General features: G+C 54.0%; 20 protein-coding genes, 2 tRNA genes and 5 pseudogenes. 5 read left to right on the forward strand and 22 right to left on the reverse strand.

The window, feature by feature from the left end; all coding sequences use genetic code 11:
- The first annotated feature begins 18 nt into the window (after positions 1–18).
- Positions 19–729, forward strand: coding sequence for an SDR family oxidoreductase (locus GIW69_RS08095; protein ID WP_236481607.1), 711 nt, complete (start codon positions 19–21; stop codon positions 727–729).
- A 59-nt stretch (positions 730–788) separates the two neighbouring features.
- Here the strand turns inward: GIW69_RS08095 and GIW69_RS08100 are convergent.
- A pseudogene (locus GIW69_RS08100) lies at positions 789–920 on the reverse strand (DUF3077 domain-containing protein); the annotation flags it as partial.
- Between the two features lie 30 nt (positions 921–950).
- Positions 951–1,097, reverse strand: a pseudogene (locus tag GIW69_RS08105) (tyrosine-type recombinase/integrase); the annotation flags it as partial.
- Positions 1,098–1,559: 462 nt separating this feature from the next.
- Between GIW69_RS08105 and GIW69_RS08110 the strand changes: the two are divergent.
- Positions 1,560–2,165 (forward strand): annotated as a pseudogene (locus tag GIW69_RS08110) (hypothetical protein); the annotation flags it as partial.
- A 38-nt stretch (positions 2,166–2,203) separates the two neighbouring features.
- Here the strand turns inward: GIW69_RS08110 and GIW69_RS08115 are convergent.
- From GIW69_RS08115 to GIW69_RS08135, 5 genes and pseudogenes are all read right to left on the reverse strand, one after another.
- Positions 2,204–2,845, reverse strand: a complete 642-nt coding sequence (locus GIW69_RS08115) for a DUF2931 family protein (protein ID WP_236481608.1) — start codon at positions 2,843–2,845, stop codon at positions 2,204–2,206.
- Between the two features lie 11 nt (positions 2,846–2,856).
- Positions 2,857–3,639, reverse strand: a pseudogene (locus GIW69_RS08120) (DUF2235 domain-containing protein); the annotation flags it as partial.
- Positions 3,640–3,999: 360 nt separating this feature from the next.
- The gene (locus GIW69_RS08125; RefSeq protein WP_236481609.1) at positions 4,000–4,587 is read right to left on the reverse strand and encodes a DUF4145 domain-containing protein; all 588 of its coding nucleotides are present in this window, start codon (positions 4,585–4,587) and stop codon (positions 4,000–4,002) included.
- A 313-nt stretch (positions 4,588–4,900) separates the two neighbouring features.
- On the reverse strand, positions 4,901–7,921 hold the full coding sequence (locus GIW69_RS08130) for a DEAD/DEAH box helicase family protein (RefSeq protein ID WP_236481610.1): 3,021 nt from the start codon (positions 7,919–7,921) through the stop codon (positions 4,901–4,903).
- Positions 7,922–8,239: 318 nt separating this feature from the next.
- Positions 8,240–8,449 carry a hypothetical protein gene (locus GIW69_RS08135; RefSeq protein WP_236481611.1) on the reverse strand — a complete coding sequence of 70 codons (210 nt, stop codon included), beginning with the start codon at positions 8,447–8,449 and terminating at the stop codon, positions 8,240–8,242.
- Between the two features lie 118 nt (positions 8,450–8,567).
- On the opposite strand from GIW69_RS08135, the gene GIW69_RS08140 reads away from it, so the two are divergent.
- Positions 8,568–10,826, forward strand: coding sequence for an AAA family ATPase (locus GIW69_RS08140; RefSeq protein WP_236481612.1), 2,259 nt, complete (start codon positions 8,568–8,570; stop codon positions 10,824–10,826).
- 36 nt (positions 10,827–10,862) lie between these two features.
- On the opposite strand, the gene GIW69_RS26375 is transcribed toward GIW69_RS08140, so the two are convergent.
- The 10 genes and pseudogenes from GIW69_RS26375 to GIW69_RS08190 all read right to left on the reverse strand — a co-directional run bounded on the left by GIW69_RS26375 (position 10,863) and on the right by GIW69_RS08190 (position 19,194).
- Entirely contained in the window at positions 10,863–11,294 is a 432-nt protein-coding gene (locus GIW69_RS26375; RefSeq protein WP_342356292.1) for a hypothetical protein, read from the reverse strand.
- Positions 11,291–12,268, reverse strand: coding sequence for an integrase domain-containing protein (locus GIW69_RS08150; protein WP_173603355.1), 978 nt, complete (start codon positions 12,266–12,268; stop codon positions 11,291–11,293). Before GIW69_RS08150 ends, GIW69_RS26375 begins: the two co-directional genes overlap by 4 nt.
- A gap of 910 nt (positions 12,269–13,178) precedes the next feature.
- Positions 13,179–13,430 (reverse strand): annotated as a pseudogene (locus GIW69_RS08155) (tyrosine-type recombinase/integrase); the annotation flags it as partial.
- A 232-nt stretch (positions 13,431–13,662) separates the two neighbouring features.
- Positions 13,663–13,738 (reverse strand) — tRNA-Thr (locus tag GIW69_RS08160).
- Between the two features lie 75 nt (positions 13,739–13,813).
- Positions 13,814–14,638, reverse strand: a complete 825-nt coding sequence (locus GIW69_RS08165; protein WP_236481613.1) for an FkbM family methyltransferase — start codon at positions 14,636–14,638, stop codon at positions 13,814–13,816.
- Between the two features lie 343 nt (positions 14,639–14,981).
- Positions 14,982–16,217: a methyltransferase gene (locus GIW69_RS08170; protein WP_236481614.1), complete on the reverse strand. Its 1,236-nt coding sequence runs from the start codon at positions 16,215–16,217 to the stop codon at positions 14,982–14,984.
- Complete coding sequence (locus GIW69_RS08175) at positions 16,198–16,887, reverse strand: ABC transporter permease (protein ID WP_236481615.1); 690 nt, start codon at positions 16,885–16,887, stop codon at positions 16,198–16,200. The genes GIW69_RS08170 and GIW69_RS08175 overlap by 20 nt, the downstream gene beginning before the upstream one ends.
- Complete coding sequence (locus GIW69_RS08180) at positions 16,887–17,579, reverse strand: ABC transporter permease (protein WP_236481616.1); 693 nt, start codon at positions 17,577–17,579, stop codon at positions 16,887–16,889. The genes GIW69_RS08175 and GIW69_RS08180 overlap by 1 nt, the downstream gene beginning before the upstream one ends.
- Positions 17,580–17,657: 78 nt before the next feature.
- Complete coding sequence (locus GIW69_RS08185; protein ID WP_236481617.1) at positions 17,658–18,407, reverse strand: ABC transporter substrate-binding protein; 750 nt, start codon at positions 18,405–18,407, stop codon at positions 17,658–17,660.
- A 13-nt stretch (positions 18,408–18,420) separates the two neighbouring features.
- Entirely contained in the window at positions 18,421–19,194 is a 774-nt protein-coding gene (locus GIW69_RS08190; protein ID WP_236481618.1) for an ABC transporter ATP-binding protein, read from the reverse strand.
- Between the two features lie 552 nt (positions 19,195–19,746).
- On the opposite strand from GIW69_RS08190, the gene gabP reads away from it, so the two are divergent.
- Entirely contained in the window at positions 19,747–21,138 is a 1,392-nt protein-coding gene (gabP, locus tag GIW69_RS08195) for a GABA permease (RefSeq protein WP_236481619.1), read from the forward strand.
- Between the two features lie 69 nt (positions 21,139–21,207).
- Here the strand turns inward: gabP and GIW69_RS08200 are convergent, their stop codons facing one another.
- The 4 genes from GIW69_RS08200 to GIW69_RS08215 form a co-directional block, all read right to left on the reverse strand.
- On the reverse strand, positions 21,208–21,660 hold the full coding sequence (locus tag GIW69_RS08200) for a hypothetical protein (RefSeq protein ID WP_236481620.1): 453 nt from the start codon (positions 21,658–21,660) through the stop codon (positions 21,208–21,210).
- Between the two features lie 6 nt (positions 21,661–21,666).
- Positions 21,667–22,080 (reverse strand): hypothetical protein, encoded by a 414-nt coding sequence (locus tag GIW69_RS08205; RefSeq protein WP_236481621.1) that lies wholly within the window; start codon positions 22,078–22,080, stop codon positions 21,667–21,669.
- A 30-nt stretch (positions 22,081–22,110) separates the two neighbouring features.
- The gene (locus tag GIW69_RS08210) at positions 22,111–23,085 is read right to left on the reverse strand and encodes an alpha/beta fold hydrolase (protein WP_236481622.1); all 975 of its coding nucleotides are present in this window, start codon (positions 23,083–23,085) and stop codon (positions 22,111–22,113) included.
- A gap of 67 nt (positions 23,086–23,152) precedes the next feature.
- Positions 23,153–24,211, reverse strand: a complete 1,059-nt coding sequence (locus GIW69_RS08215) for a PDDEXK nuclease domain-containing protein (RefSeq protein WP_236481623.1) — start codon at positions 24,209–24,211, stop codon at positions 23,153–23,155.
- A 259-nt stretch (positions 24,212–24,470) separates the two neighbouring features.
- Here GIW69_RS08215 and GIW69_RS08220 point away from each other — a divergent pair, with 259 nt between their 5' ends.
- Positions 24,471–24,914: a carboxypeptidase regulatory-like domain-containing protein gene (locus GIW69_RS08220; RefSeq protein ID WP_236481625.1), complete on the forward strand. Its 444-nt coding sequence runs from the start codon at positions 24,471–24,473 to the stop codon at positions 24,912–24,914.
- A gap of 82 nt (positions 24,915–24,996) precedes the next feature.
- Here GIW69_RS08220 and GIW69_RS08225 read toward each other — a convergent pair.
- A tRNA-Phe gene (locus GIW69_RS08225) sits at positions 24,997–25,072 on the reverse strand.
- Positions 25,073–25,153 lie beyond the last annotated feature (81 nt).

Here is a 25,153-nt window from a genome sequence, read left to right on the forward strand (position 1 = left end):
CTTCCAGAGGTATTCATCATGAGCACTTTCAAAAAAACCGTCGTGATCACTGGCGCATCCCAAGGTCTGGGCGAAGGCATGCTTAAAGCCTTCCGCGAACTGGGCTACAACATCGTGGCCACCTCGCGCTCGATCAAACCGTCGAATGACCCGCAAATCCTGACCATCGCCGGCGACATCGGCGACCCGGCCACCGCCCAGCGCGTCATCAGCGAAGGTGTTGCCCGTTTCGGCCGCATCGACACCCTGATCAACAACGCCGGCATCTTCGTCGCCAAACCGTTCACCGCTTACACGCCGGAAGACTACGCGGCGGTGCTGTCGGTCAACCTCAACGGCTTCTTCTACATCACCCAACTCGCCATCACCGAAATGGAAAAACACGGCAAGGGCCACGTGGTCAACATCACTACCAGCCTCGCCGACCACGCCATCGACGGTGTGCCCTCGGTACTCGCTTCGCTGACCAAGGGCGGCCTCAACGCCGCGACCAAATCCCTGGCCATCGAATACGCCAAACGCGGGATTCGTGTAAACGCGGTATCGCCCGGCGTCATCAAGACGCCAATGCACGGCGAAGAAACCCACGCGGCGCTGGGTGCGCTGCATCCGGTTGGACACATGGGTGAGATTGATGACATCTCCCAAGCTGTTTTGTATCTCGACAATGCGGCGTTCGTAACGGGCGAAATTCTGCACGTGGATGGCGGGCAGAGCGCTGGGCACTAAAGCCTTCGACCACGAAAAAGCCCTCGCCGTATTGCGGGGGCTTTCTCGTGAGCGAAGGTTTATGGCGCTGGATTATTCTGCGCAGCGCCCAAGACTTTCACCACGTCATCAATCAACGCCTTGTTCAAATCCTGCAAATAACGCGACGCCAGGACATGACGGTCGGGATCGAATGAGACCGCCGCGTCGGCGGTGAGAAGCTTGGAGTGTGCAGCAAGTTACCGGCTCCACCAGTTCATGATCAGCCTGCGCTCCTCGATGAACTCGGCCTTGTGGATGTAAGCGGCGCGGACGTTGTTGCGCTCCTTATGGCTCATCTGCCGTTCAATGGCTGTCTCCAACCACAGTCCTGACTCGATCAGTGCGCTGCTGTCATATCGGGACGGCCGATCATCGGCTGGCACGGTTGCCGCAGATTTTTTGGAAATGGCTCTGGAAATAGGCCGTTCGCTGATCGCTCAGGATTCGAAAGCATAACGCGGCATTTCACAGCGGGAAAATTTCAAGTGTGGACACTTTGTGGACGTTTTCACTTGAAGGGCGCTTCGAGTCCCAGAAACACCCTCGATATCCAGGTCAACACGGAATCGATGCCAGCCACCGTCACCGACAGTGCCGATTTGCTCAATCGAAATAACCTTCCGAACGCAGCGAAGCGGTGTCGTTGGCGACGTTATCCCGAGGCTATCTACGTACGGAATTGCGGCCATCCTGATGGCCTCCAGTTTTGGTCAAAATCCCTTTCTGCAGCTCGTTCGCGTCCGTGAGCGTCACGACCTCGATGCCATGCAGGCGCCATAGGCAGGCCAGTTCTATCACGCTGGCCAGATAAAGGTAATCAGGTGTGGCAGCACAGCGAGGCCGCTCAGCAGTGTGCCGATGCAGACGGCAACGGGCTGCGCCAGACCCATGGCAAGATCCGAAATCAGGCGATCGAGCGCGAAGTTGAAGCCCTGGACAATCGCGAACAGTTCCAAAGCCACAGGCAGACGATTGATGACCATTCGACCGAGACCGTGGGTGGTGTGAAGACGATCGAGGCCCTGGGCGCGCTCAAGCTGTTGTCAGGTGGATCCGCGAGCTTGGCGGCGGTGGATGATCTGCACCAAGCTACGGGCCGGGATCTGAATCTGGTCGTGGGGCAGAAGTACAACGCCACGGTGGCCGGCGATATGCAGCAGCGGCTCCAGGGGCTACGTCAGAGCGTGGCCAAAGTCAGTCAACGACTGGAGGCGCCAAAGACCTGGATCGGATCGAGCGGAGTGAATGTGTTGCAGGTGCTGTGTAATTTGCTCTACCTGGTGGAACAGATGAATAGCCAGCTAGCTGCGCACAAGCATGGACCAACACCGCCGCCAGACAATGCCGGAGAGTTCGTACGCAATGCCACCAGCGCGCTGTCGTTGAGCGAGAAATTAAAACCCATCACCGGATAGCAAAAACCCGCCAATTGGCGGGCTAAATATGCAGCGACTCACCAACTGCCGTAGGGGATTCCGTACTTTTCGACATACAGTTTTGACGCATCCTGCAATGGATAGTAAGTACCACCTGAAAGCCCTAAATCAGGCCCCTTTGGCTCTATTTCTACTTGAGCGCGCGCGACTTTGATTGCTCGCCGACACTCGTCCAGTGCCCACACTTGGACGATACCGCCGGGAGCTAGCCCCAGCCGTACCGACGCACGCTTCGGAAGGAAAGTAGTCTCAGGAACACTTGAGCATTCTTTGGTCAGGGCATTGCGCATGACCTGCCGTGCACTTTCGGGGAACTCGATCCAGCCTTGGTAGGTTTGTGGCTCGACAAGCGATTGCCAGCGAACATAGATACGCACCGGAAGTTTTGCCTCTACCACAAGTCTTTCTTTGCCTCCTCCAGTCACCAGCCAGCCACTTGCTCCCTGAGTGCCGTTTTTCCTCCCTCCGGAAGAGCTGCTTCCAATCCTACGGTACAGGTTCCCATCTACATCGACAGTGGCACTGTCCTCAACCCAGCCGTCCATGGCGTAGGGAGTGATAAAACCCAGCGCCCACGGGCCGGCGTCCGGGTCCGAATGTCCTGAAGCTTGGCAACCGCCCGTTAAAAATGCCCCTAACAAAATCCATAGTGTTCGCACGCTTGTAACTCCTAGTCGGGTACGTGGGGATGCTGTACGCGGATCCCTTCCGTGGTAGGGGCGTTAAAATAAACCAATCCCGTGCGTGGCGTGTTGCCTTGCAACTTCCTGGGAGGGTTCCAGTTGGCCGAGGTGTGAATATACTTCAGCTTGAGCAACTGCTCTTCCGCTGGCGTCGTGCTGTAGTCACCAGATACAAAGCGATCACAAAGTGCTTGAAGCTCTGCCGGAATGGCATAGCGCGAAGACTTATCGTTGATTGGTATGAATCGTACTCCCTGTTGCTTGGCCAGTTCGTACATCACCCGCAGGTAAACCCGCGACAGCTCACCTCGTACTGGTCGCTTAAGCTGCAACGCCGCGTAGACACGCTTGGTAGGGTTCAAGCGATCCTGCTGAGACGGAGGTAAGCTCCGAACATAGGGTGTAACGACCTCCAGCATCTCTGCCGGCCAGCCTTTGGCCTCCCACTTCGCCTTCACTTGTTGGGCATCGCGATAGATTGAGGTGTATTTCACATCGGTCGTTACGGGAACGTCTAGCGCTTGCATGGGACTGATCAGCAGGAGCTCTTCAGACTCGGGAAAGTAACCGCCGCCAATGTCCGAATGCACACCGGGCAAGTTGAATTCAGGATGATCGGCTTTCACGCGGGTCAGCGGGAAGTTGGCGCGTACTTCATCACGAGCCGCCAACTGGACGACGTTGGGAAACAAGCTGCGAGGCAGATAGAGATTAAGCCAAGGTGCTTTCTGACTTCGCACATAACCCAGATTAGCTAGGCCACCGACAGATGCGGTTTTGAGCACTTACTTTGCACTGGCTTTTTCGAGTAAGGGGGGGGGGAGTAATTTTTTGCTAACTATATGATTTATATAGAATTTTTATTTTCGATTTCTGACCTAAGTAAAAGGTAATATTATTTCTATATATTACTTAAAACTTACCTAATCCAATTACTTAGAAGCCTTGTGCGTTAAGGCTTTCAGAGCGGTCACGGTAAAACTTACCAAAAATACTGGTTTCCCGTGGGTCAACATAAAAAGAAGAGTGGAGCACAGTCATCGGTTGCAGCAGGGTTTCGCACACGCATCCATTCGTTTAAGCAAGCTCGCTCCGCACACCGCTCAAGCGGGGGAAATGACGCCGGTCTGTTACCTCTGTCGTCCTTGAGCTACCCGCGCAGGCAAAACAAAAAGGAACTGAGCAAGCGCAATTGCAAATTCAATTACTCGTTCTGCATCCGCTTCATTTGGCAGCGGCGCTTCTTCATCTGCATGACGCTGATCATTAGCCTCGAGACGCACTTCGTGGGCCCATTCGGCCATTTCGTTAGTGATCAGATGCTGAGCGGCGGCAGTCAGAATTCGGGAATACAACTTTCCGTCTTTGAGTCCTTTTTCTTTGAGCAACGCGTCGACAGCAGACGCGGCTAGCATTACCGCGCCCGCAGGGGCATGAATACTGGAGATAGCTTGTTCCAGGAACGCTCTAGCTCGTGCAGGTACAGAATCATCTACACGCTTCGCAGAAGGCCAAATGTCGGTGATCACGCCTTTATCGATAGCTGGTGCCACCGCCAACACAACTCCACCGCATGTTTTGCAGGCATAGGCTCGCCATTCACGCGGCTTGTGTGACCGATCGTTTTTTGTGAGAAAGTTGGCCTGAGTCGGCATGTTGGGTTTGGCAACATTGCAGTGGGGGCATCTATCGAGTTCTAACGTCGCGCCATGCTGCATTAGGAGGTCCTTTCTCAAACACCTGATCGATACAGCTACGTCTTATTACGTCGGTTGTTACGTCCAGCGCAAAAACGAAAGGCCTGCATCGCTGCAAGCCTTCGTTTTGTATGGTGCGGCACCAGGAGTCGAACTTTATTATAAACGACTAATTTTTAAGGTAAAAATATCCGTTCTAGGCTTTTTCTATCTCTAAAACTACCTCAAGAGTTGGCGTGCTGAGAATCAACATGCATGAACCCACTAGATGATCGCGTGATCGTTTCTGGCATCCCACGACCGGCGATCCCTTCGCCCTCGTTCCGTATATATTCTACTCAGAGACAAAAAATTTAAGATCCACATCTAGCTCTTCCGCAGTGCTCAGCCAATCCTCAATTAGTTGATAGGCTTGAATGGTTTCCGGAAGGGATGTTAACGGATCGCTGAGATTCGTTACAAAGTGATTTTTTGAAAACGCATTAGCACTTACTACCCATATTTCTTTTTTACACCTAAGCGATCGTCTACGCTCGCATATCAATTCCCATGCGTTTTGAGAGAGCGAGCCACCGACAGGAACCGGTTTATTGATCTGGCCATCAAAAAGCCTGTAACGTGTCTCAATGGAGTGTTCGGCCCCAGCGCTGGGCCAGCGATTATCCCAAATATTAAAGTTCCCAGGTTTAATTTCGTCGTTAGTTGAAACTAGCATATGAATGTTCTTTATAGCTTGGCTTCCGACTTCCGCCAAGGCTCCGGCGGACGATTGAGGGTTGTCTGCCGTGCCGCACTTAACATGGACGAAACATAATTTTTCTGGTGACGATATAATAAAGTCAGCAGGTTCTGTTCCCATATCACAACAAAAAACAAAATCGCATCCAGGGATGTAGTTTGCGAAAGGGCCAAGAGCGCTTAATGCAGTGTTGGGATTACCATATTCTTTCAACTTGTCGAGTAAGAAAAAAACCGAGGTCGGATCGAAGCCGTGATTGGTTGTCCCTACATATTTCCGTTCCTCCATAAGCCCTTTTTCTTTAAGGATAGGGTTTAATAAGTCACTTAATTCATATAGTGCGTTCCCAGCCCAGCTATCTTTTGGATCTACTCCCTGTTCGTAAGGAAGTGAGAGTTTATAGAAGTGTCCGTCTAAATAGGTTACGCCATTCTCAAAGAGAACTTTTAGCCGAGAAGAAAAATTCAAGTGATCGACAATCCAGTCGTAATCCATAACGCCGACCGACGGACCAGAGAGTGCAATTTCGAATCGAACATCTTCAGCGTGATAAACTAGTGTTAAAGTTATAGTTTCATGTTCTGCCATCAAGCGGAATTCGTTGTTTACCACTTCGATGTAATAAAAGTCAGGATAAATAATGCCTGCTCGAACGGGGCGCGAACTTTCGAGATCGGTAAAGTCCAATAGCACGGAAAGGATGAGTGATTGTGGTCTTTCCTCTAGTGGTTGTGCATAAGATTTGATTAGGCGGCCAGCATGTTCTCCGGAATTGATATGATTGTCGACGGTGTCAATCCATTCGGATAGATCCTGAATGGTGAAATTACTTTCCTTTTGGTCCGAGACCCTCCCGGATCTTGCCCCTATATAGTAACTGCTTGCTCGCTTTCCGTCGTTACCGATATTATCAACCTTCACCATGGTCAAAGCATATCTCGAATTGCTTTGACTGCTTCTCGCGCTATCTAAATTTTGTCCTTTCAAAGCTACGGATTCGGGCCTGTGAATAGGACGGCCGAGGGCTTTGGCATGGGTTTCTTTAACTCTGCGATGTTGAGTTGTCGCGGTCAGAGCAGTGAGCTTATCGATGTGAATCGCATTCTTAAGCCTATATTTTTCCTGATTGTAATAACGCCCGCCACCGCTATCGAAAATTGCAACGCCGGTCGCAATTTCTTTTACGATTATCAAGTCAAGTTTTGGCTCAAAAAAAAGTTTTTCTGAGAAGAATTTTGAACTATTGAATGAGACGTATATTAATACACTCATATCTAGTACTTCGTCATATTTCTTTACTAGGGCGCCACTGCCGTGCAATTCCCAATACAAACGATCCATTAAAAGTGAGGTGGAGAAGTCTTCGTTTTTTTGTACAAAACATACCGACGCTAGCGGGATTGATATATCTCTCTCGGGCTCGATTTCATTAAGGTTGACGCGTTCCCTAAAACGTCCACTGAAATAGCTGTGTTGAGGGAAAGATTCAAGAAAGTTTTCGATTAGGTAGCTAGTGCTTAGCGATTTTACAAAATCCTTGGCGCCAGTCTCAGTGGAAATGTAGTTATCGAAGCGCTCGTAACCTTCCCACATGCCCTCATTTACTCCGCCAGTTAGATCTAAGACGATAGGGTGAACGTCGCCGTACTTACGTACGACTCGACCTACTGCTTGAACAAGTTCACGACCACTACCAAGTTCGTAGGTCAGCACCAAAAGCTTGGCTTCGGGTATATCTACACCTTCGTCAAGCTTGTGCTGATGGATAATTATTCTGAGTCCTTCAATTTTAAGTGCTGCGCTAACCCTTTTGAGTTTCCTATCAGCCTCTAGGTTGTCGAATTTTTCATGCACACTAGCGGTACTAAAATGAGGAGAAAAAATATTATGATATTTTTCTATTTCCTTTAGGTTTTTGCATTTAACTATGCACTTCAAGTCTGCATTTGAGTTTAGGAAGTTTGCCACTTTTTGTAAGGTGGCTTCTACTTCGCGAACCTGCTCATAGGTGGGTGCGTATATAATGCCGTCGGAGACCGCATTTTGGAACGTGAATACATATGCGTGTTTTGTGCTTACGTTTAGTTCGAACAGGTCATTTCGGTATGGCGTGGCCGTCACCACAACTTTAAGAGCTTTGGATTGCCTGATTATTTCTCTCCATATGGGAGATGGCTCGGAGTGTCCCTCGTCGACAATTATCAGATCGAACTCTTGTTGGATTCGGGCCAGATTTTCCTCGTTAAGCCTAGAGAGCTTTTGGAAACTCGAGATATAAATACCGTCACCCTTGTTGAAATCTGCGTCCCTATAAGTTTTCTTTAGTATGATTTCGTCATCACCAATTGTGGATCTGAAAAACTTTTTAGATACTTCACGGTATAGTTGATCTTTGACGGCCCTTCGGTGGCATATTACTAAAACTTTTGCTTCTTTGGATAAGTGGGCAATAAGTGATATTACGCCAGTTTTTCCTGCTCCAGTGGGTAAGTTTATTAGAAAAGCCTTCCCCTCCTTCTCCTTTAATTTGCAAAATTTAACAAATTGTAGAGTTGCAGCGATTTGACAGTCCCTGAGTTTTTCTCTTATTGACTCTATGTATTCGGCGATGATCATAAGCACTAACCTTGGATAAAATTGCTCAAATAGATACGGTGCTGAATTCCGCGGAAACAGCTAGGGTTGTTTAAATTGGAATATAAATCATTTGAACGTTACAAGTTTATGTAAGTATCTATGATTAAGCTGCTTCGTCTCATGTCGACAGCCTCCGGGGTTATCTTCATAAAGATAGGAATAGAAGCTGTTAGTTTTTACGAAGCTAGAAAATTGCAGTAGAGGTGAAAATATCCTCTTTATGGAGGACAGTAAGCTATAGCGGCGGGCCATTCCATGCTCCAGAGGTGATTTCCGTTCGTAGCAAAAAGCCATTACTCACTTTAACGTGTGCTGTAGCTCTCCGCAAAGGATCTCTGATGCGCCAAGGGTTGTAGATTTTATTTCTTTGATTTTCTTAGGTTTATTAGTAGGACTACTTACGTTTTCTGGGTCGATTGCTGCAGTTTTGAAGGGCAGCAATCGGCCAAAGGGGACATTGGCGACAGGTAGCAATCGGTCAAGCAAACACACGTTTTTCTCGCTCATTTGGATTCGATGCTAGGCTAATGTTGGAATGAGGTACTCCTGCCATGTGCGGCAAGTTGTCTTGATAAAAAACGTCGGCTCTTAAAGAACCAACAATAAAAATACTATGGAGCTAACAATGATTACGGGGATTTCAAAGATAAAGGGTTTGGGCGTTTACGACAACTATACAAAGCCATTGGGTACCCAGGAGTTCGGGATCAAGAATTTGATTTATGGGTGGAACTATTCGGGAAAAACTACGCTTTCGAGGTTGTTTGCACTACTCGAAACAAAGAAATTCAATCATGATCTAGTCGGGTGTGAGTTCAGTTTCGAGACCGATGATCAGCCGATTACCGAAAAGAATTTTCAGCAATCTGGCCTAATAGTTCGCGTTTTCAATTCTGACTTCATTCGAGAAAATCTACACTTTGAAGGCAGTAGCTTTAAACCGATACTTCTTCTCGGTAAGGAATCCGAAGAAGCCCAAGGCCAGATTAATTACATTGCATATCGAATAAAAAAATCTGAGGGGGCTAAGAGGCGGCTTGACGCGCAACTCAACAGTATCACCCAAGCAGCCTCCACTTCAAAAACCGATGCGGCCAAAAATCTTCGCCAGCTTCTTAAAATCGATCCGTATACTGCAACCCAACTAGGAAATGACATTCCGATAGTGGGAGTCCTAGACTCCCAACTTCTTGGCGAGAAGGAACTCTCTGAAAATATTGAGCTTTCCCTAACTCCTGACAACAAAAAACCAAGTACCGTTGATAGGATCGAGGCCTTTCCGTCTATTGAAAATATTCACCAAGAAGCAGTAACGATTCTTGCTGCTGTCCCGACTTTCACCAATACGCTCAAGCATCTCGAAGACCATCCCGAGATCGAGCGCTGGGTAGAGTCAGGCCTACAAATACACCCTCATGAAGGTGCTTGCGAGTTCTGTGGAAACACCGTCACTGAAGATAGACTTTCAGTATTTCAGGCCCACTTTTCCAAAGATCTCGCGGAGCATAAGCGGAAAGTCGAAAATCTCTTGCACCGTGTCAAGTCCGCCGAAATCAGGCTCGCACCGCCTAAAGAAGCTGAGTTCAATCCACAGTTCCGAGACAGCTATAAGGTTTTTGTCGAGTCTTTACCCAAGGCCATTGAGGCGTTCAATCTGGCGGTAAAAACCCTGGCAGAAGATGTTCAACGCAAGGTTGATGCCCCTCGCAAACTGATGGAGCCAGCTCCATTGGCCGAAGGGCTAGCCAGCACCATTACCGACGCGGTTGATGCTATCAATACCCTAATCGAGGAAAACAATAAGCTAGCTGACAACTTCTCCACTGCAAAGGCGGAGGCCACTAAGCGAGTGAGGTATCATTACGTTCAGCAGTTTATCGACTCTCAAGAGAAAGCCGGATACGAACGCATCAAGGCACGTCTCGTCCAACGTCGCGATAGGCTGCTCGCTTACGCCACTGATCGTCAAAGTGAGGTCGAAAGGCTTCAGGCCCTTATTAGTCAAGCCCAGTTAGGCAGAGAGAAGGTCAATGAACGACTAGGATCCATGCTGGGCAGTGAAGCCGTCCAGATAGTTGTTACCAAAGACCCGGCGACAAACCAAGAGCAGTTTAGGCTCATTCGTACGAATGGAAAAATCGCCAAAAACCTGAGCGATGGCGAACGCACCGCCATTGCCTTCTCCTACTTCCTTACCAAACTTCAAGAGTTGAAGCCCGAGGATTTCAAACAGACAGTCGTATATATTGATGATCCAATATCTAGCCTTGATGCTAATCACATCTTTCAAATAACAGCTGCGATCCGTGCATTTTTTTTCAAGCAAGAAAACGAAAATTCTCCATGGTTGACCACCTGTAAGCAGATATTCATTTCAACTCATAATTTCGAATTCTTTAATCTCCTGCGAGAAATAAAGCCTGAAGCTTCCAAGCAAGGGGCTAGACTGTTCCTCATTAAGCGAATAAGCGATAAACAATCGACATTCAACGACATGCCTACGTCACTGGCCCGTTATCAGTCGGAGTATCATTTCCTATTTGAAGTAATTTATCGATTTCATCAGGCTCCGAACAAGACAGATCACAACATTTTAATGCTCCTGCCAAATGCGATGCGGAGATTTATTGAGCTTTATACCTATTCAAGGCTGCCTGGAGTCATGAAGGAGACGGTAGATCAACGAGCTGAGGCATTATTTGGTATTGAGAAGTCCAAGCGTATCCTAAAAGTGTTCCACTACTTTAGCCATGCTAATACCATTGATAGATTGGTTGGGAATAATGAACTAATATTCGATGTAGAGCATGCAGTAAAGGATCTCATCGAAGCCATCACGCAGACTGACCAAAAGCACATGAATGCACTGATTGCATCCCTCTAGGAGCACAGCCAGACAAAAAACTCCTAGCCGTAAAATTTAGATTGAATGGCAGCCTGACTTTGCAGGCTCGGAGATCGCTCGCTTCGGGCTGGTTACTGCATGTATCTGAGATGAGGTGGCTCGCGATTGTGGTTCAGGCACTATCATCTTCATCTCTTTGGCAGCAGCTGCAGGCTGTAGATTCGCCGACGGCCAGCCCAAGACGTTCCAAGACTTTCCTACGCGCAGAGTTATGAGATTTAAGGTTAGGCAGTAATAATAGCGCGTCGCTTTTGAGTGCAGACGCATGTGGTGATTTACAAACCAGGCTAGGTGTTTTCTTTGCCAGGTCCACGGGTTATTTAGATGCCAGCGACTCGATATCGCTGCTTGAATGGCTTTGGCTTGGCGAATGTGACGTTTACGTGTGGCATGCGCCCCGGTCAGTACCCCTGCTAAGAACAGCTCCATATCATAAGGCTTGCTCATGATCGACCTCCGATGTAGGCCGATACGACGTCTATTCGACCATGTCCCAACTCGTAGCTGATTTGTGCACGTGCCTCTCGATCAAGATATGGGTCTAGCAGGCTGCACTTGCCGCCGTTGATAGGTGCGAGGTGTTGGGTAATCTGCTCGTAGCGCTCGCATGCAAAAGCTGCACGCAATTCATGGAAACCTTTGAGACTGTGTGCGTGAAGGGTCTCTCGTGCGGGGCGGACGACACGCTGTTCGAAATCGAGATAGCTTTCATTTGGTGCAAGCAGGTTGCGGCTATCGGTTGGGGAGACCTGCCCGGCATACCTAAGAGCTTCGTGAATATCGTTATTCATACAGATCCAGCGAGGTGCCGATGCACCCGAGCGCCCGCCTTTGGTGCCGTCCTGGATGTTGATCTTGCCGAGCTGTTCGGCCTCGCGTTTCAGGCGTGAAAAATCGGCCAAAATGGCCTCACGCAATCGCATACCAGTGGCGCGTGCCAACTGCAGAATGGCCGCCGCACGGGGATACTGTTCGCGGAGTGCATCGACGATGCGCATCACGTGTTCGCGATCCTGGCCTTGTGGAACTGTCATGCGGATGGTGGTGCGCTGCATTTCCAACGTCTTGCTCGGCCTCGGCACTTTCACGTACTGATCACCGCGAAGCGCTGCCATGGTTCGATTGACGCTGGACAATCGATTTTGTGCGGTGGCGATGGAGAGGTCGCCGCGCTCGACCAAGTGACGTAGATGCGCCGCGTAATCCGACAAGATCTGGCGATCTATCTGTCGTGCATCTTTGAGTCCTGGTCCATCGTCTGAGCGGCACCAGCGCACGAATGCTTGCCAACGATCGCTGTGCGCTTTGACGGTCCCGTAATGCCCTCCGCTGAACATGTCTTTTAACGCCTGCGGCCCGGCATAACTCAATTGCCGACCATACCCAAAATTACGTCCATCTCGCCTGCCCACCAATGCCATGATCAAACTCCTCTCGAAGCTAACTCTTAAAACCTTCCCCCACGTCATCCCGCCAAGAATGTTGAGTGTTATCAGGGATTAAGGCCCCTGCGACCTGTGAGGGTTGTCCACTAACGCGGGACTGGCGGCTCTTTACGACCGGGAGCTTGGGCATCTCATGATCTGGCCTCCTGAGCACTTCCGAGGAAGTGGGCGGGTGGAGGCTGCGCTGGCTGACGAGACCAGTGCCGCGAGATCCTGAGTCGGGTGAAGGCAGTGAAGCGATGACCGGGGCATGCCTGACTGTCAGTCAGGTGCAGTCCATTCCGTAGGCTGCGGCACCATCATCTGCATCGCTGTTGCTGGTGACTTCGGTGTTTGTCACGTCGATTGTCACGAGGGGTAATGCCGCAAAGCCTTGTACAAGTTGGGCTGCAGCAGTGGTAGGAGCGCCCGTCTCTTTCCGGGAGAAAGAGACGGACGCAGCTTGGCGCAGGGGAATGGCCAAGCGGATAGGTTGCTGCAGGGCAGCTATGAAAGGGGATGAGTTGCCGCAGTGGGCACACTGGTAAAAGTAGGCATCCATCACATCGCTGTGACCGTGCGAGCCGCCGGACGCTAATCGCACTTTGGGAGAACCACCACCGTGTGGCGTAGCCTTAAAGGTTCTGGCTACCTGGGTTGCTGTCGACGACAGCGCTTTGCCCGATCTTTTCTACGCCTGTGGATAATTCGGGTCAAGACGCCAATTTTCAGGATTTCTGCGGCTGTGGATGAAATTATCCACCGGTGGAAATCCGTGGTTTTCCACAGACAGTTGCGTGGGCTTTGGATTTTTTAAGTGAGGTCCATCCAAGCAGGGCGGCTTTGCAGCCCTGTTTGGATGGACCCGCGTGGACAAGCGGATCACTGAGATATGAAGACCGAGCGCTTACTCGGTTGCGCCACGTTTTGCTTTTAGGCGAGTGACGTTCGCTCCGGTCTGGTTCGCGAATTCGTGTGGAGTGACATGCTCCTGCCGGTTGGCCTCCAGGTACCGGCTCCACCAGTTCATGATCAGCCTGCGCTCCTCGATGAACTCGGCCTTGTGGATGTAAGCGGCGCGGACGTTGTTGCGCTCCTTGTGGCTCATCTGCCGTTCAATGGCTGTCTCCGACCGCAGTCCTGACTCGATCAGTGCGCTGCTGTCAGATCTGGATGGCCGATCCATTGGCTGGCACGGTTGCCGCAGATTTTTTGAAAATGGCTTTGGAAATAGGCCGTTCGCTGATCGCTCAGGAATCGAAAGCATAACGCGGCATTTCACAGCGGGAAAATTTCAAGTGTGGACACTTTGTGGACGTTTTCACTTGAAGGGCGCTTCGAATCCCAGAAACAACAAAGCCCCTGCATTTCTGCAGGGGCTTTGTTTTGTATGGTGCCGGCACCAGGAGTCGAACCCGGGACCTACTGATTACAAGTCAGTTGCTCTACCAACTGAGCTATACCGGCGTGTGGGCGACGATTATAGCGACTGGGATGGTTCTGTAAACCCCTGAATTCAGACTATTTTTACACTGCCTCGAATCAAGCCCTGTGCAGGACGTTTCGCAGTTTTTGCACGGCGCGCCAGGCGCGGCTGTTTTGCATGGCCTGGAGCTGGGCTTCGGCGTGTTCGGCGCGGTGCAGGGCGCTGGCGAGGGTGTGGTCGTTGGCGCTCAGCGGGTGGGCGAGGGCATGGCCTCGGCAGAGCTGGAAGTTGTCGAGGTTGCAGGGCGGAATGTCGAAGCCGGGTTTGAGGTTGATGTGTTCGTCGGCGAGGAACCAAGTGTTGAGGCCGTCGAAGAGGACGCTTTGATAGCCGGCGTCGGTGAGCAGGTGTTCCCACGCATGGTCGCGCAGCCACGGGGTTTCGATGAGGACGACCCAAGGCCGGAAGCGGCTAAAGTCCATGCCACGCAGGACGATTTCCTCGTGGCCCTCGACGTCGATCTTGAGAAAGTGGATCGGCCGGTCGGCGGCGTGTTGTTCGCAGATCGAGGTGAGGGTGCGGGCCTTCACGGTCAGGGTGTGTACTTCCATGCCGACGTCTTTGCGCTGTTGGGCGACGGCGGGATCGGCGGTGGAGAGGCCGGTGCCGGGAATGGCGTAAAAGGTCATTTCGCCCGGTTGGTCGCTGGCGACGCATTGCAGGGTGGCGTCGCGCGGGCGTTGTTGGCAGAGGGCGTCGTAGTAGTTTTGCATGGGCTCGACATTGATGCCGCGCCAGCCGTGGTCGTAGAAAGCTTTGGTGACGGAGTCGTGGGTCGGGTCGTTGGCGCCGACATCGATGTAGAAGCCGCTTTCGAATTGTTTGAGGATGCGCCACAAGCGGATGTCTTCGAAATTCTGTGCGTAAGAAATGAAGGTCATGGTCGCGTCCTGTCCGTCGGATGTTCTTGTTGTTTTGTGCGTCAGCGGCACGGTGACAGCCTGTATAGCAAGGGTCATTGGCCGGCGCAATTGTCTGCTTTGGGCGTCCCGGTTTAGGCGGTTATGTCGTTTTCAGCTTGAGCTTATGCACAATCGAGAGGCTCCGATGCGTGCTTAAGCTTGATTTCGTGGACGCGTTCTCATTTTGCCCGCAACACCCTGTTTTACTGGTTTTTTATTCATGTGAACAAAAAATGACCAAGCCTGTTACACGGCCGAAACAGGCGTGGATATTGGATCCACCTCAAAACCATCAACAGAGTTATCCACAGGTTGCGACGCGTTAGTTGCGTTCGGCAAGTAATAAAAAATTGCGCGGGGTCAGCGACGCGGTGCAGAAGATGCCGAGCCGCACGACGTAACCTCGATCGGTCAGGAATAGAGCTCGATCAAGGGTGAGCCACAACTCCAAGGGCCGTCGGAAAAGTCCGCGGAGCAATTCCAGATTGCGGACTTCGGCCAACCGCTGCCAGCCTGCCGTTTCAAGAGCCGGCCAATCGGCATTGTTGATTGTGGATAACTCTTTGAGCGCCGCCAGATCCTTACAGTAATCGGCAAACGGTTTGTCCAGCCAGGCGCTGGGCAGCGATGGCGTGGACAGGTATTCGTCGATACCGCGTGCTTGCCGTTGCAACAGGTCGAATGCAAGGCGTCGAGCCATCGAGGTGTCTCGTTGGCGTCGGACGCGTGTACCGGCGGTGACCGTTTCATTCATCGGCAACGCCAGATCATCGAGCGAAAGCTGTAGGTCAGATCGCAGTCCGGCCGAAGACAATGCCTGATATTCGGGGCGATTGATCCGGTTATAGCAGCACGGCGCGATTGCCATGTGACGGCATCCGGCGGCGCTGGCGAGTTGCATGAGGCGCACGTGCAACTCGCCGCAAGCATGCAGCGCGACCGGGGTGTGGTCGACGTGTAAGACGTTTGCCGCACTTGCCGCTAATACGTCTTGCTCGACATGCAGCGCACGCAAATGATGGCGCCGACTCAGCGCCTCACCACTGGCCACCAACGCTGGATCGTATTCCACGCAAGTGAGTTGCTGATCCGCGCTCAAGAGCCTTCGACCCAGATGCCCTTTGCCCGAACACCAGTCCAGCCAATGCTCAGGTTCGGCAGCAAACGACAGGCGACTGGCGAAGGCTTCGATCTGCTGCCACTTGCGCCCCGGTACATCGACATTCAATCGATGACCCGCTGCCTCCAGCGCATGAGCAGGTGATTCGCCGACCGCGCTCAGTTCCGCCGATAGTCGTGCCAGCGAGGCGAAAGGCTCCGGCGCATCTGTCAGACCGGCTGGGTGGTTGTGAGCGTTTTCCGCGTCTTCCAGTGACCGCCCGCGTAGCCATTTGGCCAATTCCGGGTAGGACGTTTCCCAAGGCAATTGCAGATGTGTGAACGGGCGAGGCTTCCATAACGCCTGGTGCTTTGTCAGAAAACCATCCAGCGCGGTGAAGCGGGCGAGTAAGGCCTCGCCCGTCAGCACGTCGGAAGAATCAGCGTCCTTGGCAGGCATCGACGCGCAGCCAACGCTCCAGCAGCTTGAAGCCGCGAACCAGCACGTAAGCCATCAACAGATAGAAAACGCCGGCGGCGAAGAAAATCTCAACCGGCAGGTAGGTGCGGGCGATGATTGTGCGCGCCATGCCGGTCAATTCCAGCAGGGTCACAGTGCTCGCCAGCGCGCTGGCCTTGAGCATCAGGATCACTTCGTTGCTGTAGGCCGGCAGGCCGATGCGCGCAGCGCGCGGCAGGATGATGTAGAACATCGCCTTGGGTTTGGACATGCCCAGTGCCCGCGCGGCTTCGATTTCACCCGGCGGAATAGCCTGAATCGCACCGCGCAGGATTTCCGCGATGTAGGCGGCGGTGTGCAGGGTCATGGTCGCGGTGGCGCACCAGAACGGATCGCGCAGGTACGGCCACATCGCGCTGTTGCGTACCGCGTCGAACTGGGCCAGTCCGTAATAGACGAGGAACAGTTGAACCAGCAACGGCGTACCACGGAAAAAGAAGATGTAGGCGTAGGGCAACGAGCGCACGTACCACAGCTTCGAAGAACGGGCGATGCCCAGCGGAATGGCCAGCAGCAAACCGGCGATCACGGCGATGGCCACCAGTTCCAGGGTCAGGGTCGCGCCTTGGGCCAGTTTCGGCAGCCACTTGATGATGACTTCCCAGTTCATTAAGCGCTCCTCGCGAAGCCGCGAGCGGCGCGTTTTTCCAGGAAATGCATGCCGGTCATCGCCAGCACCGTCAGGCCCAGGTACATGATCGCGGCCACCATATAGAAGGTGAACGGTTGTTTGGACACGGTCACGCCGATTTGGGCGTGACGCATGATTTCTTCAAGACCGATGACCGACACCAGTGCGGTGTCTTTCATCAGGATCATGAACAGGTTGCCCAGCCCGGGCAGGGCGATGCGCCACATCTGCGGCATGATCAACCGGGTGAAAATCCGCCACTTCGACAAGCCCAGGGCCTGGCCGGCCTCGCGGTGGCCCTTGGGAATGGCGAGAAGCGCGCCGCGAAACACTTCCGTGGCGTAGGCGCCGAAACACAGGCCCAATGCGATGACGCCGGCAGCGAAGGCATTGAGTTGCAGATCGGGATTGCCGAAGAACTCACCGAGGGCGCGCATCAAATTGACCGACCCGAAGTAGATCAGCAGCACCCAGAGCAATTCCGGGACGCCGCGCACCAGCGTCGAATAGGTGCCGCCAAGCCATTGCAGCGGCTTGTACGGCGAAGTCTTGGCCAAGGCGCCGAGCAGACCGAGCACCAGTCCCAGGCACAGGGCCGTCAGAGCCAGTTGGACGGTCATCAGCGCGCCGGCAGCGAGGGCCGGGCCGAATCCGTAGAGGTCGATAATCATGGATTTCTGTTCAAATCGCGGCAGGCAAGGTCGGGAGCCGGCGCCGTCGAATCACGGCGCTGGCCCCGCAGGTCAGGATCAGTAGATGCTGAACGGGAAGTACTTGTCGTTGATCTTCTTGTAAGTACCGTCAGCGACGATTTCCTTCAGGGCAGCGTTCAACTTCTCGCGCAACGGGTCACCTTTACGCACAGCGATGCCGATCTTGTCGCTTTCGACCACAGGGTCGCCTTTGAACTCGTAGTTCTTGCCGGCGTCGGTTTTCAGCCAGTCATAGTTGGCGTACTTGTCGGCGAGGATCGCGTCGACGCGACCGGAGGTCAGGTCGAGGTAGGCGTTTTCCTGGGTGTCATAAAGGCTGACCTTGATGTCGTCAGCGTAGGTGTCTTCCAGCCAAGTGCCGGCCAGGGTGGCGCGCTGCGTACCGATGGTCTTGCCTTTGAGCGAGTCCTTGTCGGTTTTGAAGTCGACGTTTTTCGGGGCGATGAATTGCAGCTTGTTCGAGTAGTACGGGTCGGTGAAGTCCACCGCGCCCTTACGCTCTTCAGTAATCGACAGCGAGGAGATCAGGAAGTCGAACTTCTTCGCGTTCAGGGCCGGGATGATGCCGTCCCAGTCGGACGTGACCACGGAGCATTCAACTTTCATCTTGGCGCAGAGGGCGTCGCCGATGTCTTTGTCGAAACCGACGACATTGCCGCTGGCGTCTTTATTGTTGAACGGCGGGTAGGCCGCCTCGATGCCCATTTTCAGGGTTTCGGCCATGGCACCGGCGCTGAACGCCAGGGTGACGGCGGCGGCCAAAAAGACCTTTTTGTAGTTCTGCATGCGGGTAGCTCCGTTAGCGGTTGCTGGACATGAATTGTTTGCAGCGCGCCGAAAGCGGGTTGTCGAACACCTGCTGTGGCGATCCTTGCTCTTCTACCAGGCCCTGGTGGAGGAACACCACTTCGCTGGAGACCTGACGGGCGAAGCCCATTTCGTGGGTCACGAGCAGCATGGTGCGACCTTCTTCGGCCAAAGCGCGGATGACACTAAGTACTTCCTGAACCATTTCCGGGTCAAGGGCGGAGGTGGGTTCGTCGAACAGGATCACCTTCGGCTGCATGGCCAGGGTGCGGGCGATGGCCGCGCGTTGTTGCTGGCCGCCGGACAGTTGCGCCGGGTAGGCGTGGCGCTTGTCGGCGATGCCGACCTTGGCCAGCAAGGCTTCGGCGACTTCGATGGCTTCGGCCTTGCTTTGACCGAGCACGCGGCGTGGTGCTTCGATGATGTTATCGAGCACGCTCATGTGCGGCCACAGATTAAAGTTTTGAAATACAAAACCGATCTCGCTGCGCAGGCGATTGATCTGTTTGCCGTCGGCGGCAACCAGTTCGCCGTTTTTGGCGGCTTTGAGCTTGAGTTCTTCGCCGGCCACAAGAATCTGGCCCTGATGCGGATTTTCCAGCAGGTTGATGCAACGCAGGAACGTGGACTTGCCGGAACCGGAAGAACCCAGGATCGAGATCACGTCGCCGTCGCGGGCGGTCAGCGAGATGCCTTTGAGCACCTCAAGCTTTCCGTAGCGTTTGTGCAAGTTGCGGATTTCAAGCGCGGGCGTGGCCTCAGCCATGTGCGTTCCTCATCTATGTTGCGCTCCTGCTGTTGGCTGGCCTTCCTGGCGAGGCGGCCAAGCTAGCATAGCGTTTAAACGGCAGCCAACAGCGCCAGGGGCGGTTAACGGGTGGCATGTGGCGGGGTGTCGCATCGGCGCAGCAGACTGTCGCCCCATCAACAACCGAACGGGTGTTCGAACGGTTTTCCCGGCCGGTGTCGCGTAAAAAAAGGCGCGATGTTGCCAGCTTTGGCGGGGTGTTGGAAGCGCTAACCGGCGCAACGTAGTGCATTTGCCCTTTTATTGTGCATCCGACACTTTTTCAGTGTGTTTCTGGTGCGCAAATTCGTTTAAAAAGTGAGTCGCAGGGTAACGGATTGGCGAAATGCCATTAATCTCAATGGGTTGCGATCATCGTTTGGTTCGATGCTGAACCCCGGAAAATCGGGAGTCTGAAATATTTTGGCGTAATTATTGCGTGCAGAATAAGAAACGCCCCGTTGGATTCTTTTTACGAGAAGGAACGCCAGACGGGACGGAATGCACTGTTTTTCTGCAAAGGTAGATTCAATGAGCAGTAATCCAAGCTCCAATGGCCTCGAACAGGGGCTCAAACCGCGTCATGTGACCATGCTGTCGATCGCCGGGGTGATCGGTGCTGGCCTGTTCGTTGGCTCCGGCCACGCCATCGCCGCCGCCGGCCCCGCCGTACTCCTCGCTTATGCCGCTGCCGGCATGCTCGTGGTGCTGGTGATGCGCATGCTCGGTGAAATGGCGGTTGCCTCGCCTGACACTGGCTCTTTCTCGACGTACGCCGACCGTGCGATCGGTCATTGGGCCGGTTTCACCATCGGCTGGCTGTATTGGTGGTTCTGGGTGCTGGTGATTCCGCTGGAGGCCAACGCCGCCGCGACTATCCTCCATGCGTGGTTCCCGGGCGTGGACATCTGGGCGTTCGCGCTGGTCATCACCCTGCTGCTGACCGTGACCAACCTGTTCAGCGTTAAAAACTACGGTGAGTTCGAATTCTGGTTCGCCCTGATCAAAGTGCTGGCGATCATCGGCTTCATCGGCCTCGGTATCGCGGCGATTTTCGGTTTCCTGCCGAACAGCCAGGTCAGTGGCGTTTCGCACCTGTTCGACAGCGGCGGCTTCCTGCCAAACGGCATGGGCGCGGTGCTGGGCGCAATCCTGACCACCATGTTTTCGTTCATGGGCACCGAAATCGTGACCATCGCGGCCGCCGAATCGAAAGATCCAGGCAAGCAGATCTCCAAGGCCACCAACTCGGTGATCTGGCGGATCGGCTTGTTCTACCTCGTCTCGATCTTCATCGTCGTGGCGCTGGTGCCATGGAACGATCCGGTACTGGCAAACCTCGGTTCCTATCAGACCGTGCTGGAACGCATGGGCATTCCTAACGCGAAAATGATCGTCGACATCGTGGTGCTGGTCGCGGTGACCAGTTGCCTGAACTCGGCGCTCTACACCTCCTCGCGGATGCTGTTCTCCCTCGGCAAGCGCGGCGACGCGCCAGCCATGTCGACCCGCACCAACAAAAGCGGCACGCCTTACTGGGCGGTGATGTTGTCGACCGGCGCCGCGTTCCTGGCAACCTTCGCCAACTACGTGGCGCCGGCCGCTGTGTTCGAATTTTTGCTGGCCAGCTCCGGCGCCATCGCGTTGCTGGTGTACCTGGTGATCGCGTTTTCGCAACTGCGCATGCGCAAACAGCGCATGGCCCGCGGCGAAAAAATCGTCTTCAGCATGTGGCTGTTCCCGGGCCTTACTTATGCGGTGATTGTGTTCATCATCGCGGCCCTGACGATCATGCTGTTCCAGGAGGCCCATCGTGTTGAAATCCTCGCCACCGGTTTGCTCAGCCTGATGGTGGTGGTGGCCGGTCTGTTGGGGTCTCGCCGGCGCAAGGCTGAACGGCGCGGGGCGGTGGTGTTGAATTGATCCGCAACGGGTAACGTGAAACGGCCGCTGTCAGTGATGACGAGCGGCCGTTTTTGTTTGCGGGCGGTGTCATTCGCCCTTGTCTTCTTCCTCTTCCAGCGACCGCCCATAAGCATCCAGCGCCGTACCGAAATCAGTGATGAATTGCGGCTGGGTCAGCCAGACCTGGGCGGTCTCGCGATCCATGCCGTCGGCCCACATGCGGTAGTCGATCAGCATGTCGGCGGCGAGGTGGGTGGCGGCCATTTCTTCGTTTTCGGCGTTTTCCAAGTCCAGCAGTTCAGGATGGTCGCTGATGATGAGGGCCAGTTCCTGCAGCAGGATCATCAGCATGTCGTGACGGCCGATGGCTTCGGCGTCGCGCATTTTGCTGAACATCGCCAAGGTGTATTCCGGGATCGGCTCGGCGAGGTGGCCGAGGTCGTCGTCCTGATCCAGCGGTTTGCGACCGACCATGCGGATCTGCTTGGCTTTGGCCTTGGCGCGTTTGGCGCGTTTCTGTTGCTTGTTAAGAGATGCCATGGGAATTCAGTTCTTCTGTTGGGTTTGCGCGGCGATCGCATCGGATGCCGCCACATAGTCGGCCTGGAAGGCCGGGGATTCGATCCACGCCAAAGCGCCGGCTTCGTCGGTCTCTGTCGACCATTGGCGGTACTCGATCAGCGCGGCGAGGATGAAATCCATCGCGCCTTCTTCGCCTTCCTGTTCATAAACCAGTTCCAGCAACGGATCTTCGAGGAAAGCGGCGCAGAGCGACTGCTGGCTGACTTTCTCGGCGTCGATCATTTTCTTGAACAGCTCGGTCAGATCCACCGACTCGAAATCGATGCGATCGTCGTTCGGATCCAGCTCGACCGGTGCTTCGGCACGCTTGGTGCGGTTCTGCTTGGCCTTGGTTTTGGCCCGGGTAGCGCGTTTTTGCTGCTTGTTGGCGGAAGCCATGAGCGTTGTCCGTGGTGCGTTGAAAGGGGTTCAGCTGCGCAGAACTTGCCGCCCGGGTGTGTCGGGGGCCAGTTCGCCGGTTTGCAGCCAGGTCAGTGCGATGGGCCATAGTGTGGCTTGGTATGCGCTGCGAAAAAAGGCGAAATGACCAACTTCTTTTTCGCCGATGTCCGAAGGGGCGATGCGCAGGTGGGTTCGGTTGGCGCTGCTGAAGTAGTTGAGCAGGCGTTCGATCGCCGGGATCGTGCCGTAGGGATCGTCGCTGATGCTGATTGCCAGCGTTTGTGCGCGGACATTGGCGAAGGGCAGTCGCCCGTGTTTCGCCATGAGCGCGCGACCGCTGGGGCGACGTTCGTAGCGATCAGTCGGCGTGCTCCAGTCGCGCACGACACCTGCGGGCGTGTCTTCCAGCCAGCCGAGGCGCTTGCCGGGAAAGTAGCCGCAGAGCAGCGTCAGGAGCGGCATCAGCACGTGCCATTTGCCGAACATGCGCCAGCGATGCGCCGGTGCGTAATCGTGCCAATAAGCAAATTGAGCACCGACCGTCACCAGCCGCCGGATCAGATGCCCTGACGCTCCCAGTCCCGCGGCACAGCCGCCAAAGCTGTGGCCAACCACATCGATGGGTTGTCCGGGAAATTCCCGCTGTGCGCGTTTGAGCATGGCCTCGAAGTCCAGGACACCCCAGTCCGACCAGGACGCTTCAAGTCCTTTCATTCTTCCAGGTCGCGAGGCGCCGATGCCTCGGTAGTCGTAAAGGATGACATCGAAGCCATGGCCGAACAGGTAAGCAGCGAAGCGCGAATAGTGGCGGCAACGTACGGAGGTGGCGGCGTTGACGATGACCACGGGGCGCTGGGGATCGGGCGAGGCATGGCGCCAGGTGAATCCGCCCAGGACGAAGCCGTCGGAGGTGAGTTCCTGGAAGGGTGCGTCTTGTATGGCGGATGCAGATGATGGCTGCAACTGAACATCTTCCAGGGCGGGCGTGTCCTGAAAACTCATGGCTCTCGACCTTCGAGGGTAGCTGCCAACAATAGTCCCGGCATCGCCCGGGAACAATCAGCAAGGTCTATTCCGTGGAGTGGTTTCGCATGCGCTCTTCGATCAAGGCCTGTTCCCGATTCAGCTCCGCCCGAAGTTCTTCCACGCTCGGCAATACCGTTTTGTAGCTGCTGGCAAACAATTGCTCGTTACCCTTGAGCATCGAGTAGCGCGCCACGGACTCATTGCTTTGTGCACACAGAATGATCCCTACCGTCGGCTTGTCGCCTTCACTGCGCTTGAGTTCGTCGTACATGCGCACGTACATGTCCATTTGCCCGACATCCCCTGCGGTGAGTTGGCCGCGTTTCAAATCAATAATGACGAAGCATTTGAGCAGGTAGTTGTAGAACACCAGATCGATGTACAGATCCGAGCCGTCGGTGCTGATGCGTTGCTGGCGGGCGACGAAGGAGAAGCCTTTGCCCAGTTCGAGCAGGAAGCTTTGCAGGTGATCGATCAGCGCTTGTTCAAGGCCACTTTCGTTGACCTTGCCTGCTGAGGGTAATCCAAGAAACTCGAGGATGACGGGATCGCGAATGAACTCGCGGGGATTGCAGTGCAGCGCCTCGATGTTGGTAGTGGCTTCCTCGATCACGCCCGCCTTGTCCTGGCTCAATAGCAGGCGCTCGTAGTAGAGCGTATCGATCTGGCGATCGAGGGCGCGGCTAGACCAGTTGAGGCTGGCGCATTCGTCCATGTACCACAGGCGAGCTTTCTCGCTTTCGACGCGCAACAACCGGCGATAGTGGGTCCAGCTCAATTCGTGACGCAGTGCGTCACGAATTGGAAACGCGTGGTAGAAGAGGCGCATGTATCGGAGATTGGAGGCGTCAAAGCCCTTTCCAAATTGAGCCGTCAGATCTTTCGCCAACAAGGCGAGCAACTGCTTGCCATAGCCCGCCCGTTGGGCGCCTTGCTGCTCGAACTCGACGATATGCCGACCAATCTGCCAGCAGGTCTGTACTTGGATGGTGTCGACCGCACGCAGCACCTTTTGCCGGGCCTGGCGTATGAGGTCGCCAAGTTCGCCCAGCAGTGAATCGATCTTAGGATCTTGCGCTTCAACAGGTTTTAGCTGGCTCATCAGGTCTTCCGTAGCAGGAGAAACAGAAGTCAGAGCATGACAAGAAGCGCTGTGCGGCGATGTCGGGCGAGGCTGGTAATACGGCGGGAAACTGCGGATGGAGTGTGCAGAAACGTTCTGATGACAACAGCGTTTGCGGAATACGATGTGTAGTCCGTTTCGCGCCGGCTTCAAGTTCAAATAATTCTAAAACGCGAGCGCGAAGCAAAAATCCATATGTAGGAACCGTTGAGTTTTGCTAAGCCGGGAGTCAGCCATCATGAAAAGCCATTCACTGCTGTTGTCTTTGGCGGCCGTTTGCTTGCTTGTTTTCCCGTTGATGTTGGAGGCCGCCAATCTGGAGCCAATCGATAGCACCGCTGTGCAAGTGCAGCGACAGCAACAAAACGGCATCAATTACCTGTCCGGCGGAATTGGTGAGGATGAATCCAGAGCGATTCAGCAGGCCAGCGGCTACAACTTGCACATGATCTTTTCCATCGGCGTGGAGGATAAATACGTGCCAGACGTAGGCGTAGTGATCGAGAGGGCGCCAGGCCAAACCGTATTGAGCCTGAATCAGGCCGGGCCGTTGGTGTATGTGCAGTTGTCGCCCGGCAAATACACCGTGATAGCAACCCGCAATGGCATCAGTCGCAGAAACACCACTGACATAGGCTCCGGCGTGCGTAATTTGGTATTCCACTGGGATGGGGAAGAGTAGTGTGCCTTGGGCTGAAACCAGAACTCACCAAATCCCGGGCATAAAAAAACCCTGAATCTTGCGATTCAGGGTTTTCGGTATTTGGTGCCCAGAGACGGAATCGAACCGCCGACACGGGGATTTTCAATCCCCTGCTCTACCGACTGAGCTATCTGGGCAACGGGGCGCATTAAACGGGTTTTTCAGGGGGTCGTCAAGCAAGTTTTCAAAAAAATTTTAATTATTACCGTCGCCTACGA

The sequence above is a fragment of the Pseudomonas syringae genome (assembly GCF_021605415.1).
GTDB lineage: Bacteria > Pseudomonadota > Gammaproteobacteria > Pseudomonadales > Pseudomonadaceae > Aquipseudomonas > Aquipseudomonas syringae_S.